The 17,615-nt window shown below is 32.8% G+C and carries 13 protein-coding genes; 7 read left to right on the forward strand and 6 right to left on the reverse strand.

Features of this window, described 5'->3' with window-relative positions; translation table 11 throughout:
- Positions 1-15 precede the first annotated feature (15 nt).
- A complete protein-coding gene (locus ACWNT5_RS10535) occupies positions 16-4,320 on the reverse strand; it encodes a translocation/assembly module TamB domain-containing protein (RefSeq protein ID WP_456517299.1) in 4,305 nt (1,434 codons plus the stop codon).
- 204 nt (positions 4,321-4,524) lie between these two features.
- Here ACWNT5_RS10535 and tsaD point away from each other — a divergent pair, with 204 nt between their 5' ends.
- From tsaD to ACWNT5_RS10550, 3 genes are all read left to right on the forward strand, one after another.
- Positions 4,525-5,547 (forward strand): tRNA (adenosine(37)-N6)-threonylcarbamoyltransferase complex transferase subunit TsaD, encoded by a 1,023-nt coding sequence (tsaD, locus tag ACWNT5_RS10540; RefSeq protein WP_456517300.1) that lies wholly within the window; start codon positions 4,525-4,527, stop codon positions 5,545-5,547.
- Between the two features lie 5 nt (positions 5,548-5,552).
- Positions 5,553-6,257, forward strand: coding sequence for a 16S rRNA (uracil(1498)-N(3))-methyltransferase (locus ACWNT5_RS10545; RefSeq protein ID WP_456517301.1), 705 nt, complete (start codon positions 5,553-5,555; stop codon positions 6,255-6,257).
- 152 nt (positions 6,258-6,409) lie between these two features.
- On the forward strand, positions 6,410-8,527 hold the full coding sequence (locus tag ACWNT5_RS10550) for a T9SS type A sorting domain-containing protein (protein WP_299600555.1): 2,118 nt from the start codon (positions 6,410-6,412) through the stop codon (positions 8,525-8,527).
- A 99-nt stretch (positions 8,528-8,626) separates the two neighbouring features.
- Here ACWNT5_RS10550 and ACWNT5_RS10555 read toward each other — a convergent pair whose 3' ends face one another.
- The 3 genes from ACWNT5_RS10555 to ACWNT5_RS10565 form a co-directional block, all read right to left on the reverse strand.
- Positions 8,627-9,004 (reverse strand): nuclear transport factor 2 family protein, encoded by a 378-nt coding sequence (locus tag ACWNT5_RS10555; protein ID WP_299600553.1) that lies wholly within the window; start codon positions 9,002-9,004, stop codon positions 8,627-8,629.
- Between the two features lie 113 nt (positions 9,005-9,117).
- Positions 9,118-10,986 carry a DUF885 domain-containing protein gene (locus ACWNT5_RS10560; RefSeq protein ID WP_299600551.1) on the reverse strand — a complete coding sequence of 623 codons (1,869 nt, stop codon included), beginning with the start codon at positions 10,984-10,986 and terminating at the stop codon, positions 9,118-9,120.
- 222 nt (positions 10,987-11,208) lie between these two features.
- Positions 11,209-11,928 carry a DUF1223 domain-containing protein gene (locus ACWNT5_RS10565; protein ID WP_299600549.1) on the reverse strand — a complete coding sequence of 240 codons (720 nt, stop codon included), beginning with the start codon at positions 11,926-11,928 and terminating at the stop codon, positions 11,209-11,211.
- A 43-nt stretch (positions 11,929-11,971) separates the two neighbouring features.
- Here ACWNT5_RS10565 and ACWNT5_RS10570 point away from each other — a divergent pair, with 43 nt between their 5' ends.
- The 4 genes from ACWNT5_RS10570 (at position 11,972) to ACWNT5_RS10585 (ending at position 15,512) form a co-directional block, all read left to right on the forward strand.
- Positions 11,972-12,619, forward strand: coding sequence for a DUF4159 domain-containing protein (locus tag ACWNT5_RS10570; RefSeq protein ID WP_299602573.1), 648 nt, complete (start codon positions 11,972-11,974; stop codon positions 12,617-12,619).
- Between the two features lie 4 nt (positions 12,620-12,623).
- Positions 12,624-13,142 carry a TrmH family RNA methyltransferase gene (locus tag ACWNT5_RS10575; RefSeq protein ID WP_299600546.1) on the forward strand — a complete coding sequence of 173 codons (519 nt, stop codon included), beginning with the start codon at positions 12,624-12,626 and terminating at the stop codon, positions 13,140-13,142.
- An 84-nt stretch (positions 13,143-13,226) separates the two neighbouring features.
- Positions 13,227-14,315 (forward strand): AI-2E family transporter, encoded by a 1,089-nt coding sequence (locus ACWNT5_RS10580; protein WP_299901579.1) that lies wholly within the window; start codon positions 13,227-13,229, stop codon positions 14,313-14,315.
- 3 nt (positions 14,316-14,318) lie between these two features.
- Complete coding sequence (locus ACWNT5_RS10585) at positions 14,319-15,512, forward strand: THUMP-like domain-containing protein (RefSeq protein ID WP_299600542.1); 1,194 nt, start codon at positions 14,319-14,321, stop codon at positions 15,510-15,512.
- 274 nt (positions 15,513-15,786) lie between these two features.
- Here ACWNT5_RS10585 and ACWNT5_RS10590 read toward each other — a convergent pair whose 3' ends face one another.
- Positions 15,787-16,455 (reverse strand): response regulator transcription factor, encoded by a 669-nt coding sequence (locus tag ACWNT5_RS10590; RefSeq protein WP_299600540.1) that lies wholly within the window; start codon positions 16,453-16,455, stop codon positions 15,787-15,789.
- On the reverse strand, positions 16,452-17,258 hold the full coding sequence (locus tag ACWNT5_RS10595; RefSeq protein WP_299600537.1) for a sensor histidine kinase: 807 nt from the start codon (positions 17,256-17,258) through the stop codon (positions 16,452-16,454). Before ACWNT5_RS10595 ends, ACWNT5_RS10590 begins: the two co-directional genes overlap by 4 nt.
- Positions 17,259-17,615: the final 357 nt, after the last annotated feature.

Genomic DNA, 17,615 nt, shown 5'->3' on the forward strand with positions numbered 1-17,615 from the left:
TTATATTGTCAGAATTTAATTATTCTTATCGGTAAAATTAATAAAATCTGGTGTTTCTATTTTGGTAGTATCCTTCTTTTTTTGGGCTACCGAATCTTTTACTTTTTTTGATTTAAATACTTTATCAATCAGCTCTCCGAAATTATTGAAATCTACGGAATAGGAAAGTCCCAATCCTTGTTTATATCCTTGAGTTTCTCCGATATATTGAATTTCGTTCTGACGATTAAAAATCTTTCCCTTTAGTGTTCCTTCTTCATTAAATAAATATTCTACTTCTACATCTCCTGTTACAACAGATTCACTAACACCTCCTATAGGAACTCCCACTCTACCGTTTATCAAAATTCTATTATTTATTTGTGTAGATACTGTAACTCCAAATTGATCTGCAGCTTCTTGATCGATATTTCGATTACCTTGAACATAGTTTACTCCTACTTTAAACTTATCATCATCTCCAGAAAATATTCCATTTACCAATCCTGCAGCTCTTTCTACCAAATTCCCTGTAATAAAGGTAGGATCTAAATTTCCACTATAAAATTGACCTTGTGTTACTAAAGACAGCGCTTGTAGTTCCTTTGTTGCTTGATCTTCCAATTGATACTCCAACTCACTTTTGGCTACTGAACTCAAATTAGGCAATTCTATATTAAAATTAAGATCTGGTTGTATTAATTCTCCATTAAGATCAACCACTACTTCTACTGGTATTTTTCGGTTAATCGTAGCATTTTCTAATAATACAGCTGGATTTGCTTCTGTTTTGTATACTGCACTTAAATTAAGTTTTGCCCTAGTCGGACTACCATCCCAGTTAATACTTCCTCCTGATCTTACTGTAAAATCTTTACCTACTAGCGCTCCATATCTAAAATTATAGCTTCCTTCATATGCTACAAAATCTCCCCACATATTAAATTTACCATTGGTATTTATCTCTATTAATAGTGTTCCTGCTCCTCTACCTTTTAGAGAACTACCCGTTTTTTTATCAACAACAACTTCTACTAAAGCATTATTATTTACATACAAATCAAAATTTAACTCTAACCCCTTAATTTCTTCTAAGATAATCTCCTTACCATCTAATCGCGCCTGTTTCTCTTCTGGACTTAAGAAATGTATATAAGAGTTATCTCCTATAGATTCAGACTCATTTAGAGGAATTTTGAAAACTGTTCCTTTTTCTGTAGTAGCATTAACATCAATTACTAAACCATCGGTCGGTCCTGCTATGGTAGCATCTCCACTGATAAAACCTGTTCCGTAATATAAAGATTCTTCATCTTCTTCCGTATCGAGAACTAACAATCTTTCTTTTGCTTTTAAGGTAAGACCTAAATCCCATTTCGAAAACCGTTGATGACCTATATATCCTCCTAATATTCCTTTTGTTTTATATTTTGTATCTGTGATATCGATATTATCAAAATTAAAACGCTGCTTATCTAAAACAACACGAGAATTATTATCAAAATCGAGATCCACGTTTAAGTAAGGCACTTTTAAACCTGCTTTATCTAATGTTAAGACTCCATCAATCGAAGGATTAACATAATTCCCGCTTATTTTGGCTTTTCCAGAAACTAATCCACGAAGATCAGAAATTACGATTCCTCCTAAATTGCTAAATCCTGATATATCTAATTGATCTAAGTTTACATCGATATTCATATCTGGATTATTGTTAGAAACATTAATAGAACCCACGGCGGATAATGTCTTTATATCTTCGTTGTTTACTAGTCTTGTATTGATTGAATACTGAGTTAATGATTCATTTCCTGATGCATTGACTCGTAGCTCACCCATATTGATATCGTTTACACCTAAATCATTAATAATTACTGTAGAACTTGGGAAATAAACTCCTTTTTCCTGAAATATATTAAGATCTCCATCGACTACACCTGATAACTTTAGATCCTCTATATAAGGCGTAATTTTATTTAAATCTACATCTTTAAAAGTAGCCTTAATATCTTTATGATCTTTGCCTTCCATAACCCCAGAAACGCTGATCTCTTCGTCTTCATGGATAAGCTTAATAGATTGTATAGCTATATTTTTAAAGTCGTTGTCAAAAATGATCTTATTATTACTCTTACTTTTATATGGATTTGCATACCATGTGTATCCTTTAAAAGTAAAATCGGATTTTTTAAATCCTAATACCGAGTTATTGTCTTCGTTGATTGTATGATAAAATTCTAAATTGTAATTATCCACATTATTCTTACCTCCTTTAAATTCAGAACGCATGAATAGTGTATCATTAAGAGTTACATTAATCAAGCTAAACTTAGATACATCATAATATCGAGTATTAATGCTATCAATAGCGACGTAGGTATTAAATAAAGGGTTCTTATTATCAACTTGAATATCTACCTTTTTCATAAGATTATCAAACGCCTTAATCGAAGGTGATTTAAAAGTTAACTTAAATTCAGAATCATTGCTTTCTACTTTTCCTTTAATAAAAGTATTGGGAGCGAACTGAATTTCGGGAAAAAAGACATCTACAATCTTATTGTAAATTCTGAAATTAAATTCCATGAATTCATTATCTGTAATCTCAGTCGGCTCGAAATTAGTATATAAACTACCGATAGAATTTCTAAATAAATCATACACATTTTCAAATCTAAAAACTCCTTTTACATTACCTTCGATAATATCAGGACTATTCATAGTAATCGTTCTGATATTTTGGTCATCAAAACTAGATGTGATGTCAAAATCATCAAAATAATAACTGGCATTTTGATTTTTGTATAATGTTTTTTCAAAAGAAATGGTACCAAAAGCGTCATTAATACCTGTTCCTTTCATCTTCATCTTCACATCTCCATTAAAAATAGAAATGCTATCTCTAGTAAAAATATTTAGTTTATGAAGATCTATATGATCTACATTGGCAACAAAATCATAATTATTAATTGCTTCGGAAATATCCGCTACACCATTAAAGCTAAATTTCATGTTTGGATCATCTGCCACTAGCTTTCCATCAAAAACCGGATCTTTTAAATTCCCAAATACATTAAGATTGGTATAGGTATATCCATTAAACTCCAATTTTTTTATATCTCCTTCTAGCTTGGTATCTAGATTGTCCAAGGTAAAACCGCTTCCATCTACATTAATATCAAATGCAGCATTTCCTAATCGTGGTTTGCCCAATAATTGACCTATATTAAAATTGTTTGATATTACACTACCATTATATGTTGCACTTTTAACATCATCTAAATCTCCCAGTAAGACAAAAGCATTGATTTTCCCTAACTGAGAAAAGAAATCCATGTCTATATCCACATCCTTAATGGTTACTATGGTCTTACCTACTCCTTTTACACTTCCTAACTGATATAGTTGTTTCGGCAGTGACTGTCCTAAAATATTTGGAAGCAGATTCACTAGATCATAATAATTGGTTGTCAAGTTGGTTAAGTCTCCGTCTAATCTGAATTTGGAAACATCTGTAACTGCATTTCTAATTCGTATATTTCCTTGAATTAACGATCTGTCCAATCCAGAAATATCAGAATCTAATACTTCAAAATCATTTAAAGTCCCTTTTAACGTTGTATTTTTTAACGTAAGATCTTCATTACGACCAAATTCATCATAAAACGGAATCAAATCATTTGTAGAAATTACCGCTTTCATAAAATCGGCTGTAATATTCACACTATTCTCAAAATCTACAAGTCCACCTCTTTCGTACTCGAATACGATTTCACCATCTACTTTAGAATCTTTCGTTTCTAGAATTAGATCTCTAAAACGCATTTCTGTCGGAGTAATAGAAAAACCTGTTTTCAGATTCGAGACATTTAAACCTCTATGATCCTTGAATGCCAAAAGGTCTGTTGTTATATAAAAATCTTCTCCATCAACCTTAAGACTCTCCGCATCCAACATAATATCTCGTAGAATGACAATATCGGAATAATTAAGATTTTCATCGATATAACTAAACTTACCATTCTCCATAGTAACATTACCTGTTGTTAGTAAAAATTTAGTTGTAGACGAGGATGTTTTCCCAGTATTAAATTTTCTGATAAAAGTCATGAGATTATCACTACTCTCACCTTTATACATTTTCATTCTAAAGGTTAAATCATCTATCGAAACTGCTCCTAACTCTGGCTGCCCTTTAGAAATCTCTCTAAAATTTAAAATAGAAGTTGCAATACTCCTAGCAAATAATAAGGTATCCTGATGATGGTCTTTTACAAAGACTTCTTTTAAATTTACTTTACCCGAATAGGTTAAACCAACTTTACCAATGTTAATATCCACATTATATTCTTTATTGATATAATTGGTTATTTTTCGACCAAAAAAAGTTTGAATTGCGGGAATTGAAAATAAGATCACCAATAGTACAAATAGCGATATAAGGATAAGCAATATCCTTTTCAATATTTTCCCAAATTTTTTGATACGTTTTATTGTTTTAACTTTGCTGACAATATTAACAATTTCTATGCCTTTTTCCTCATAATGAGTTCACAAAATGTATACATCTTAGGTATTGAATCATCTTGCGATGATACTTCTGCCGCTATATTATGCAACGATCGTGTATTATCAAATGTTGTTGCTTCACAAAAAATTCATGAACAATATGGTGGTGTGGTTCCAGAATTAGCTTCCAGAGCACATCAGCAGAATATTGTTCCTGTAATTGATCAGGCTATCAAACAGGCTGGAATTACTAAAGATGATCTTACCGCAATAGCTTTTACCAGAGGTCCCGGTTTAATGGGATCTTTATTAGTCGGAACATCTTTTGCAAAATCACTAGCACTAGCATTAGATATCCCCTTGATTGATGTAAATCATATGCAAGCACATATTTTGGCGCATTTTATTGATGAAGAAGGATTCGATAAACCAGAATTTCCTTTTTTAGCTCTAACAATCAGTGGTGGTCATACACAAGTAGTGAAGGTTACTAATCATTTCGAAATGGAAATTATTGGAGAAACGATTGATGATGCTGTTGGAGAGGCTTTTGACAAAAGTGCTAAAATATTAGGTTTACCGTATCCAGGAGGACCACTTGTGGATAAATATGCTCAATTAGGGAATCCAAAAGCGTTTCCATTTACCAAACCTCGAGTAGATGGTTTGAATTTTAGTTTTAGCGGTCTCAAAACAGGAATTTTATATTTTGTTCAAAAACAATTAAAAGAAAACCCTAACTTCATAGAAGAAAATCTTCATGATGTATGTGCATCTATTCAATATACTATAATCAATATCTTAATAGACAAATTAAAAAAGGCTTCTAAAGAAACTGGAATTAAATCCATAGCTATCGGCGGTGGCGTTTCTGCCAATTCAGGAATTAGAAAAGCATTAAAAGAAGGCGAATTCAAATATGGATGGAAGACTTTCGTTCCAAAGTTTGAATATACAACTGATAATGCAGCGATGATCGGTATTGTTGGTTACTTAAAATATTTGCAACAAGATTTTACAGATATGAGTATTGTAGCCAAAGCTAGAATTAAGTTTTAATTACTATGCAGCTTTTTTATAGTAAAGATATCACAGCCGCTACTGAAGAATTCGAATTCTCCAGAGAAGAAAGTAAACATATAACCAAGGTACTTCGTAAAAAAGAAGGTGATATTCTTCAGATTACAAATGGAATTGGTTTATTATGTAAAGGTCTCATCACATTTTCCAGTCCTAACAAGTGTATTATACAACTACAAGATAAAAATCATCATGATCGAAAAGACTATAGACTACATCTAGCCGTAGCTCCTACCAAAATGAATGATCGGTACGAATGGTTTTTAGAAAAGGCAACAGAAATAGGTATTGACGAGATTACTCCCGTTATATGTGATCATAGTGAGCGAAAAGTAATAAAACAAGAACGTTTTGAGCGTATTCTACAAAGTGCTATGAAACAATCCCTGCAATATTACTTACCTATATTAAACCCTGCTATTTCATTTACAGAGTTCATAAAACAAGAAAATAATGATCAGCTATTGATAGCGCATTGTGAAGAAACTAATAAAAGATCCTTGCAAGAAACTCTAAAAACAAAAAGCCGCACTACCATTTTAATCGGACCCGAAGGTGATTTTTCTAGCAAGGAAATAGCAACTGCCATAACTACTGGCTACACACCAGTAACCTTGGGAAATACACGTTTGCGAACAGAAACTGCAGCAATCGTTGCTACACATAGTGTTGCTTTTCTGAATCAGTAGGATATAGTTTTTAATAAATTGTACTCATCTATTAAATTCTCTTTCTTAGTGTTAAGTTATAATTAAGAATAAAGAGTTTCTAAGATCTGTGGATTTACCACAGTAATTTCTTTGTATATTGCTGAACTATTTTTCACTCAATTATTTATATTATGAAAAAACTTTATTTTTTATTTTTAACTCTTTCTTTTTCTTTTGCTTCATTTGGGCAAACGGTAGGCGATATCGCATTTGTGGCATATAATGCAGATGGAGATGATGATTTTGCAATAGTTGCTTTAGCAGATATAGCGGCAAATACTACAATCTATTTTTCTGATGATGAACTTGACGGAACTGGTAGTTTTGTTGATTCAAACGAAGGAAATATTCAATGGGATACTCCCAGTAATGTAATACCTGCTGGAACTATAGTCGTTTTTACTGATACTGATAGTGATGGAAATGCTTCTTATGGCGCCTCATTAGGAACCTTAACACAAGTCGGATCCGGAACTATAAATCTAGCTGGAGGTGGAGACTCATTACTTGCGTATTTAGGAACAGATGAAAATACTCCAACAACTTTTTTAGCTGGTATTCAATATTCAAATAGTGTGGGAGATCTTACAGGATCTGGTCTGACTGATGGAACTACATTTATCACAATCGCTACATCTGGGAGTCCTGATGGTGGAGAATATACTGGATCAAGAACATCTGAAACCTCTTTTGCAAATTATATCCCATTAATAGCTAACCCGGCGAATTGGACCACAGAAGCTACTGATGGTGAACTTATTTTACCAATCGATACTACTGCGTTCATTGAATCTGCAATGGGAACGCCTACTATATCTGTTAGTGGTGCAGTTTCTGGATTAGATTATTTTGAAAACAACGGTCCTTCTAACGAAGGTACTTTCACAGTTTCTGGAACGAATCTTAGTGCTGATTTGACTATAACTGCTCCTATGAATTTCGAAGTTTCTCTAACCACAGGATCTGGATTTGCTTCATCTGTTGCTATCACTCCTTCTGCAGGAAGTGTTACAACAACAACAATATTTGTACGTTTAACAGCCGGATTATCGTCAAACACCTATATGGGAGATGTTACCGCATCTTCAACCGGAGCTATGGATCAGAGCATTTCATTAGAAGGTATTGTTTCCCCTGATGATCCACAATTTACAGTTTCAGGTTTTATAGGTGATTTCTCGTATTTTGAAGGATCAGGACCATCTTCAGAAGATAGTTTCAATGTAGAAGGTTTATTTCTTACTGGAGATATTACAATTACTGCTCCAATGAATTTTGAAGTATCATTAACGACGGGTACTGGATTTGCTTCTTCTGTAACTATTACGCCAAGCATGGGAACAGTAGCGAACACCGAAGTTTTTGTTAGATTGGCTTCAGGATTAACTGCTAATTCATATACAGGTGATATAACAGTATCATCTCCAAGTGTGACGGATGAAACGATCACTATAAATGGAATTGTTTCCCCTGTGGCTGTTTGTGGAAATGTTGGAGATATTATTATCACAGAAATAATGCAAAATCCTGTTTCTGCAGGAGATGATCCTAATGGAGAATATTTCGAACTGTATAATACCACCGGAAGTCCTATTGATATTCAAAGTTGGATTATCAAAGACGATAATCAAGCTGGAGAAACACATGTGATCACATCATCTGTTATTGTACCAGCAATGGGGTATGTAGTAATCGCTAATGCCGCAACACCAAACGGAGGAATTACTCCTGACTATACATATGCAAATGACATTTCACTAGGTAATAGTACAGATGGTATTATCATAGAGTGTAGTTCGGTTGTTATCGACGAAGTTATTTGGGATAATGGTGCAACTTTTCCTGATCCAACAGGTGCTAGTATGGAGTTATCTATTAATGATTTAAATAGTACAGCTAATGATGACGGTGCCAATTGGGCTGAGGCTACTTCTTCTTTTGGTAGTGGTGATCTTGGAACACCTGGTGCTGTAAATGATAATGCAAGTACTTTATCCGTTGATTCGTTTGATCAAAATACAGTAAACTTTAAAGTATTCCCTAATCCAACAAATACTGGATTTATAAATATTACGTCATCTTCTAATACTGATATATCAGCAGTTGTATTCGATGTTTTAGGGAAGCAGGTGATATCTGAAACTTTAAATGATAGCCAACTTAATGTTTCAGGTTTAAATGCTGGCATTTATATCATAAGAATAGAACAAAACAATATAGCAGTTGCTAAAAAATTGGTAATTGAATAAAGCTTTGATTTAACATACAAAAAAGAGTGTCTTATCAGACACTCTTTTTTTTATTCATAACTGTTATTTGATTTCCAGTATGCTTAAATAGTTTACTTCTTAATACATTGTATTAGGGTTCGCAGACTCTTTTGGAATTTGCTGAATAGAATCCCAATGTTCGCAGATTTTACCATTGTCATCAAAACGAAAAAAATCCATGGTGATATATTCATCATTTCCTGGCCAAGTTTGATGCGTATGTAATGCCACTAAATCTCCTTCTGCAATACACCTTACAAATTCTATAGATTTATCTGCATATTCTTCTTGCATTCTTTCAAAATATGAGATAAATCCTTCAGTACCATCTGCTACGTCCGGATTATGCTGGATATATTGGTCTCCAACATATTTCTCCACTGCTGCTCTGGGATTACCTTCATAAGCCATTTTGTAGAAAGCTACAGCATTATCTTTATTTTGTTGTAAATCCATATTCTGTTTTTAAGTAATTTAAAACTACTACTATTTTCTCAAAATTATGCCCCAAAATCAACTAATTGAAATTAAATAGACATCCTAAGAAAAATAGTCCTAAAACCAATGTTCTAACTAGCACTTTTTGCTTTGGTTCTCTCTATATAAGCATCAATAATTTCTTCTAAAATATCTAAGGGAACGGCTCCATCTTTTAGAACTGCATTATGAAATTCTCTCAGATCAAAACGATCTCCCAATTCTTTTTTTGCCTTTTCTCTAAGTTCTAAAATTTTCAGCATCCCAATTTTATAGGCACATGCTTGTCCTGGCCATACAATATATCTTTCTATTTCCGTAGTTACTTCTGTGGTGGTCATGCCTGTATTTTGTACCATATAATCGATCGCTTGCTCTAGTGTCCATTTTTTATGATGAATCCCAGTATCCACTACCAACCGTACAGCCCTAAACATTTCTGCTTGTAATCTTCCTAAATTTCCAAAAGGATCGTTTTCATAAAAACCAAGTTCCCAAGCTAATTGTTCCGAATACAAAGCCCATCCTTCGATGTAAGAAGTAAAAAGCCCTATCGTTCTAAAAATAGGAACTCCTTCTAGTTCGGACTGAATTGCAATTTGAAAATGATGTCCCGGTATACCTTCATGATAGGCCAAGGTCTTCATTCCGAATTTAACAGATTCGTGTACATTTCTTAGATTCGCATAAAACACTCCTCCTCTAGACCCGTCCATTGCTGGTCTATTATAATAGGCTCCTGCCGATCCTTCTTCCTTAAATTCTGGAACTCTTTTTACTTCTAGTGCTGCTTTAGGTCTTATATCAAAAGCATCATCCAAACCATTACTAATCTCGGAAAGTATTCGGTTATATTCATCAATCACCATTTGTCTCCCTTCATCATTATTAGGAAAAAGAAAACGGTCTTCTTTATTTAATTCCTGAATAATAGCGCCAACAGTTTTTGTAGAATCAGCATATCCCTGAGAAGAAAGAATAGCCTCCATTTCGCCTTTAATTCTTGCTACTTCTGACAAACCAATAGTATGCACTTCTTCTGGATCTAGATCAGTAGTGGTACGTTGTTTCAGCTGATATCTGTAATATGCATCTCCCTCTGGTAATTTCCAAACGCCTGCATCTGTCGTTGCTTTTTGTTTTAATTGCTCAAAATAACTAATAAGCTTCTGATATGAGCCGAATACTGTAGTCGCAATTTCATTCTTCACTTGTTCTTTAAGCTCATTTTTTTCTTCCTGAGATAAGTCTTCTATTTTATCAATTTTCGTATCAAAATTGCTGTACAAAATATTCGATGTTACTGCATCATCCGTTTCCTTAATCTCATTTTCTTTCTTTCCGATAAAACCTTTCATCTCATCGAGTACTCTATCCATTACAAACTTTGGAGGTATAATCCCCTTTTCTTCTCTAATTTTTAGATTTTCTATAAGCTGATCAAATTTTGTTTCAAATTTGGATAGACGAGTAATATAAGCTTCAGCATCACTCTTATCTCTAAGCTTGTGCGAATCTTCCATAAGACTTGGTAATGAACTTTGTACACCACCCATTTGATTTACGGGATAATCATGATAAAAAAATCGCTCTCCTTCTAATTCTCCTTTTAAATAATACCCTAAAATTCTTGTATTTAACTTATTGGCTTCTGATTGACTTTCGAAATCATAACTTTTTAAGGTTTCGTAATCTTTCTTTATTTTATTAAAAGTCTCCCATTGCTTTTTGTCCGAGATATCGTCTAACTCATCTTTAGACCAGTTATATATTACTGGAATTCCCATTGCAGTAGTTAATTCTGGACTATCCAAAGCCAACTCTGCAAATATCCTATCATAAAAATGAGTGATATTAAAAGGACGAAACCAAATAAGATTTCCAACCCAAAATGCAACTAAGGCAAAAATGACTAGCAAGGTTCGTGAAGTCCAAAACTTCCAGGTACGTTTTTTTTTCATGATAAATGATTTATGTGGTTTTTGATTGATTTTCAGGCATTGTAATATTTAAAAATCAATTTTAAACAATACTAATATACCTTTTTTACGAGACGTTTTTATGATTAATTTGTTACACTGTAGCTGTAATGAAATTTTGATTTCAAAAATTAATATTGAAATATAAAAAAGTCATAACTGTATCACGAGTTATGACTTTAACGTATGCAAAAAAGTAATTAATCAGATAGATACTTTTGCAGCACCTGTAGTGATTAATTTATTGTTTTGAGTATAAGCTATAATTGTCAATTCATCCTTATCTTCTACCCAATCAGGAATTGTAATCTCAATAGAATCTATATCTTTAGTACTTATAACTCTATTAGCTACTATATTAGAGTTTTTAAGTGTTCTATTTCGATTTTCTCCTCTTTTAATTTTTGTAATTCGTTCGGATACTACTAATGCTAATGTGATTTGCTCAAAAACACCTCCTTCTACTTCATAATTAATAGCAATAATTTCATCTTTTCGTTTTATATCCTTTAACTGTATAGTATTATTTGTTGTTTGTTTTGAATAATTACGAATAGCCGAAACCGCTTTACTGCTATTAGAACCTGTAAAATGTTCACTCCCGTTAACTACTAACTGTGGCGTATAGATAGATCTGCTATTAAATTGTTGTGCATAATCTCGTTGGTAATCCGTAAATCCTTCCGTACTAAACGGATCTTTCCAACCTAATCGATTCCAGTAATCAACGTGATAAGACAATACAAAAACGTTATCATCTTTATACTTTTCTTTTATTGCATCCAGCAATTCATCTGCCGGAGGGCAACTACTACATCCTTGTGATGTAAATAGTTCCATAACTACAATAGACTTATCTGCTTGTTGTGCATTGGCCCATGAAGAAATTGTGATCGTTAATAGTATCAAAAGGTTTCTTATCATCTTTTTTATTTTAGTACTTTTAGAATCTCTTATTTAGACGATGATGGTAACAAAACTTACAAGTTTTATCGGAGTATTATTCTTTAGTGCGATGCTAAACGCTCAGGATATTGCTATTTTACACTACAATGGTGGTGGTGATTGGTACAGTAATCCAACGGCATTACCTAACCTTATCAGTTTTTGCAATCAGAATATCAACACAGCCATGAGCGCTAAACCTAAAACCGTAAAACCGCAAAGTGTAGATATCTTTCAGTATCCTTATATTCATATGACTGGACATGGAAATGTATTTTTTACAGAACAAGACGCCGAAAATCTACGTAACTATTTATTAAGTGGAGGTTTTTTACATATTGATGATAATTATGGGATGGAACCTTATATCCGTAAAGAGTTAGTTAAAGTTTTCCCAGACATAGAATTGGAAGAGTTACCTGCTTCTCACCCTATTTTCTCAGCAAAATTTAAGTTTCCTGATGGCTTACCAAAAATACATGAACATGATGGAGAAAGACCACAAGCTTTAGGAATTACCCATGAAGGCCGTTTGGTGTTGCTTTTTACTTTTGAAAGTGATTTAGGTGATGGATGGGAAAACCCAGAAGTTCATAACGATCCTGAAGAAGTAAGACAAAAAGCACTAAAAATGGGTGCTAATATTATCAAATACGCTTTTGAAAACTAAATTCATGTCCTCACAGCTTCATCACGACAATACTACTTTTATCAAAAAACAATTTCCTATTACTCTTGTTTGTGATCGAGTAAATGCTCCCGCTAATATTGGAAGTATTTTTAGGATTGCAGATAGTTTTGGTGTAGAACATATCTATTTCTGTGGAGAAGATCTTACCATTATTAGTAAGCGAATGCAGCGTACTGCTAGATCTACTCATAACTTTGTGAGTTATGAAGAACAGGAAGATATTGTGACTGTATTGGATACTTTACAAGATAAAGGATACAAAATAGTAGGTTTAGAAATTACAGAAGATAGCATTGAAATTGCAAACTATACCTTTTCTGCAAACGATAAAATAGCATTGGTAATAGGAGAAGAAAATTTAGGAATTTCTGAACATATCCTCACAAAACTTACAAATAGCGTGCATATCAATATGTATGGAAATAATAGTAGTATGAATGTAGCAACCGCTACTGGTATTGCGTTATTCGAAATCACGAAGCAAATGATGATTACTGATTGATCGAAAGTAATTACAAAAAATAACCTAAAAGTATCCATGTTAGGCTGTTTATACTAACTTTGGAACTCCAGAAAAATAATTCATATGAATTCAAAAACAATAGCATATGGTATTCTAAGAGCTCTTGGAGTAATTGTTGGAATACTTATTTTACTTTGGTTTTTATATAAAATACAATCTATTCTCATCTATATCGCTTTTGCCGCAGTATTTTCTTTAATGGGTAGACCACTGGTATTATTTCTAAAACGGAGATTGAAATTTAACAATACCCTAGCGGTCGTGTTTACGCTATTTATTTCTATCGGTCTTTTTATGAGTCTTTTTTTACTATTTGTTCCTATTATTGCGGAGCAAGGTCAATTAATTGGTGAAATCAATATTAATGAAGTTGGAGATGACCTCGATCAATTGAATCAAGAAATAAGTGACTATTTTAACATAGAAAAACTAAACTTCGTAGAACTGATCAAGCAAACAGACTTGATGGAATTCTTTGATCTAAAAGCTATTCCTGATACTATTAATAATTTTTTAAGTGGTTTCGGTGCTGTACTCATTGGACTTTTCTCTGTACTCTTTATTTCCTTTTTTCTTTTGAAGGATAGCAAACTTCTAGAAACAAGCTTACTTGTTTTTGCAAAAAAAGAAGATGAAACTAGGTTTATGACTGCCTTTACTAAAATCAAAGATTTATTGTCTCGTTATTTTGTAGGTCTGTTACTTCAGGTATTGATTTTATTTGTTTTGTATACCATTCTACTTTTAGTTTTTGGAGTTCATAATGCTGTTGCACTTGCACTTATTGCGGCTATCTTTAATTTAATCCCTTATGTTGGCCCTCTTTTTGGAGGCGCTTTGGTATTAATCCTTGCTACAACTAGTAATTTGGGAGCAGATTTTCAATCCGTGATACTGCCAAAATTATGCTATATATTGATAGGTTATATCATCATTCAATTGATAGATAATTTCCTTAATCAACCCTTAATTTTTGGTAATAGTGTAAAATCGCATCCTTTAGAAATATTCCTAGCCATACTTATTTTTGGAGCATTATTTGGCATTGGAGGATTGATTGTAGCCGTACCATTCTATACTGCGATAAAAGTAATTGCCAAAGAGTTTTTATCAGAATATAAGATTGTGAAACAATTGACTAAAGAGTTATAATACTTGAATGCTCTTATTTTACATAGGGAAGTTCAAGACTACGTTTTCGAAACATCCGAAGGTCCAGTTGACATTACAAAATTAATACTATCCCGTAGTTCTTTTGAAGGTATTAGCAGCAAAGAACTTGCGCAGCAAATTAATGGAAGAAACAAAGCAAAAACCAAACTTCCTCTTTGGTATCAAACGAGAGACATTTATTATCCGCCAACCATTAATCTAGAACAAACCTCATCTGAGGTTACTGCTAAGTATAAAAGTGAATTAGTCTCTGGTGATTTCTTAATCGATATCACTGGAGGATTAGGAATTGATGATTATTATTTTTCTAAAAAAGTTTCTAGAGTTATCCATTGCGAACTAAACGCTGAACTTAGCAAGATAGCAAATCATAACTTCCAGGTATTAGAAGCTACTAATATTCAAACTGAAATGGGTGATGGTTTAGTGATTCTAGAAAACTTTACCAAAGTTGACTGGATTTATATCGACCCTTCTCGTAGACATGATAGCAAAGGGAAAGTATTTTTTCTGGAAGACTGTTTGCCTGATGTCCCCAAACATTTAGATTTTTTACTATCCAAAAGCGATCATATTTTAATCAAAACATCTCCTCTACTCGACATTAATGCTGGTATCAAATCATTACGATTTGTAAAAGAAATCCATGTTGTTGCCGTACAAAATGAGGTTAAAGAATTGCTTTGGGTCATTGAAAAAGATCATACCGATGATATTGCAATAAAAACCATCAACCTTACCAAAGATAGTAGACAGGAATTTTCATTTTTGTATCAAGAAGAAAAAACTAGTATCCCAACGATATCTGGGCCAAAGAAGTATTTGTACGAACCGAATGCTGCGATCATGAAATCAGGAGGTTTTCTGAGTATATCCAAAAGTTTTAAAATTGATAAACTCCACACCCACTCACATTTATATACTTCTGACACATGGATCGAATTTCCTGGAAGAAGTTTTGAGATCCTTCAAATCATTCCTTATCAGAAAAAAAATATCAAAAAAGCCAACATTACTAAAGCGAATATTACCACACGCAACTTTCCTGAAACCGTATTAGGTATTCGGAAAAAATTTAAAATAAAAGATGGTGGTGATACCTATTTATTTTTTACCACTAATAGTGATAATGAAAAGATTGTACTAGTTTGTAAAAAGTTTGGCAATAATCAATAATATTCTTCATCAACTGGAAATTAAATTTTACACCCTAATTAAAATGGATTCCAGCCTACGCTGGAATGACAATAAAAAGTTATTGAAATTGCTATAGTTTCTGCTACGACTGAAAGTTGTTACTATTAAACTATGATTTTTTCCTTTTAGCTAAAAAATTAAAAAGGCTAATGGCAAAATGCTTTTGTAAAAAGTTCTCAAAAACTAAAAATGAAATACAGTAAGATACATAGTTTTAACCTTCACTAAGATCCATAAATCATAATAAAGCTCTCTATAACTCTGCGTTTCTAACAAATATCTGGTTTTCGATCGCATGAATCACCAAACCTGCAATATTTTTAGAACCTGTTTTTACCAATAGATTATTTCGATGTCCTTCTACTGTTCTTGGACTGATAAATAATTGCTCGGCTATTTCAGAAGTTGTTTTCTGTTCGCAGATAAGTTTTAAGACTTCACGTTCTCGTTTCGTTAAATACTCTTCATCTCTAGACTGTTTGCCAGACTTTAGCGAAGCTTCTTCTAGCATGGTCATTACATTCTCATCGTAATAAAATCCTTTTATTGCTACGTGATTAATGGTATTTACCACTTCGGTAGGTGTTGCATTTTTTGCCAAATATGCTACCGCTCCTTGCTGAATCATGTTGGTAATAAATGGTTTACTATAATAACTGGTTAATGCTATAATCTTGATATCTGGAAATTTCTTCTTTACGATCTTTGTAGTTTCTACACCGTTAAGATCTGGCATTTTTAAATCCATTAGAATAATCTCTGGTAAGTCTCTGGTATTATCTAATTGCTTAATTAAATCATTACCATTTTCTGCCTGAATGTTGATATCAATATTTTGCTCTTTATTTAGGATAAATGTAATTCCTTGTCGAAATAATGTTTCGTCATCGGCTATCGCTAATTTAATAATGTCTTTCTTCATTGTTTAGGTGTATTAGTGCTGATGTTAAAAGTTGCTCCCTTACCAATCTTACTATCATATGAAAGTTCCCCATCGAGTATGTCTACTCTACTTTCGATATTTTTAAGACCAATCCCTTTGTTCTTATTTACAGATTTCACATCGAAGCCTGTTCCGTTGTCTGAATATTTAATGAATACTTGTTCATTTTCTTCATTCATTTGTAAAGTGACCTTAGTAGCGTTACCATGTCTCACGGAATTATTAAGTAATTCCTGAATAATCCTGAAGATATGCAATTCATTGCTCTTAGACAATAAATTGGTATAAACAATATTGTGATCGATATGTAATTTTTGGCTACAAATAAACTCATCGCAAAGTTCTTCTATTGCCGCCTGCAATCCAAAATTTTCAAGAATAGGAGGTAATAAATTATGCGCTAATCTTCTAGAGCTTTCTAACGTTTTGGTAGTAACAGCAAGTATATGTTGTAGCGTTCGATCTTTTTCGTCATCCTGTAGATTCCCATCGATTAGAAAATTGGTACTTAAACTCACTACATTTAGTTTAGAGCTAATAGCATCGTGTAAGTCCTGAGCAATTCTTTTGCGCTCTTCTTCTTGTACTTCGATGGTGCTATGCAGTAAATCTTTTTGGTAAGAGATCTCCAGATTCGCTTTTTCTAGTTCTGCTGCAATTATTTTTTTACGAGAAAAGAAAAAGAAAAGTACCAACGATACTGCCATTAATAGCAACACCATAATAGCAATTAAAATAATCACTATGATCTGTGAATCTTCTTGTAATAATTCTTTCTCCATTCAATAAAGATTAAGATTTGGAATAAAAAATATAAGATACGATTTGCATTTATTAACAGATAATTCATTGAATCAGAAATATTTAGATTAAATACTAAATTCCCTGAGGCAAATATCAACGTACTAGAAACTAAATACAGTAACACACCTACATTTACTATTAAAAAAAGACTTTGACCTTGCAAACATCTGTATAAATAAATTATCGAATACACTATTAGTAAACCTTGAGTAATCGATATACCAATAGCATTATATCTATGTAAAAGATCTTGATCAATTATATATTGATAAGTGAGAAAACATGTAACTGGAATCAACACATACGTTACTAATTTGGTATTTAAAAGTTGTTTG

The sequence above is a fragment of the Aquimarina sp. 433 genome (genome assembly GCF_054054605.1).

Excerpts from the sequence above, each read along its gene's own strand:
- ACWNT5_RS10555 (WP_299600553.1), bottom strand. The coding sequence starts at position 9,004 with ATGGATTTACAACAAAATAAAGATAATGCTGTAGCTTTCTACAAAATG.
- ACWNT5_RS10545 (WP_456517301.1), top strand. The coding sequence starts at position 5,553 with ATGCAGCTTTTTTATAGTAAAGATATCACAGCCGCTACTGAAGAATTC.
- ACWNT5_RS10570 (WP_299602573.1), top strand. The coding sequence starts at position 11,972 with ATGGTAACAAAACTTACAAGTTTTATCGGAGTATTATTCTTTAGTGCG.
- ACWNT5_RS10580 (WP_299901579.1), top strand. The coding sequence starts at position 13,227 with ATGAATTCAAAAACAATAGCATATGGTATTCTAAGAGCTCTTGGAGTA.
- ACWNT5_RS10550 (WP_299600555.1), top strand. The coding sequence starts at position 6,410 with ATGAAAAAACTTTATTTTTTATTTTTAACTCTTTCTTTTTCTTTTGCT.
- ACWNT5_RS10590 (WP_299600540.1), bottom strand. The coding sequence starts at position 16,455 with ATGAAGAAAGACATTATTAAATTAGCGATAGCCGATGACGAAACATTA.
- ACWNT5_RS10595 (WP_299600537.1), bottom strand. The coding sequence starts at position 17,258 with ATGGAGAAAGAATTATTACAAGAAGATTCACAGATCATAGTGATTATT.
- ACWNT5_RS10560 (WP_299600551.1), bottom strand. The coding sequence starts at position 10,986 with ATGAAAAAAAAACGTACCTGGAAGTTTTGGACTTCACGAACCTTGCTA.
- tsaD (WP_456517300.1), top strand. The coding sequence starts at position 4,525 with ATGAGTTCACAAAATGTATACATCTTAGGTATTGAATCATCTTGCGAT.
- ACWNT5_RS10565 (WP_299600549.1), bottom strand. The coding sequence starts at position 11,928 with ATGATAAGAAACCTTTTGATACTATTAACGATCACAATTTCTTCATGG.
- ACWNT5_RS10575 (WP_299600546.1), top strand. The coding sequence starts at position 12,624 with ATGTCCTCACAGCTTCATCACGACAATACTACTTTTATCAAAAAACAA.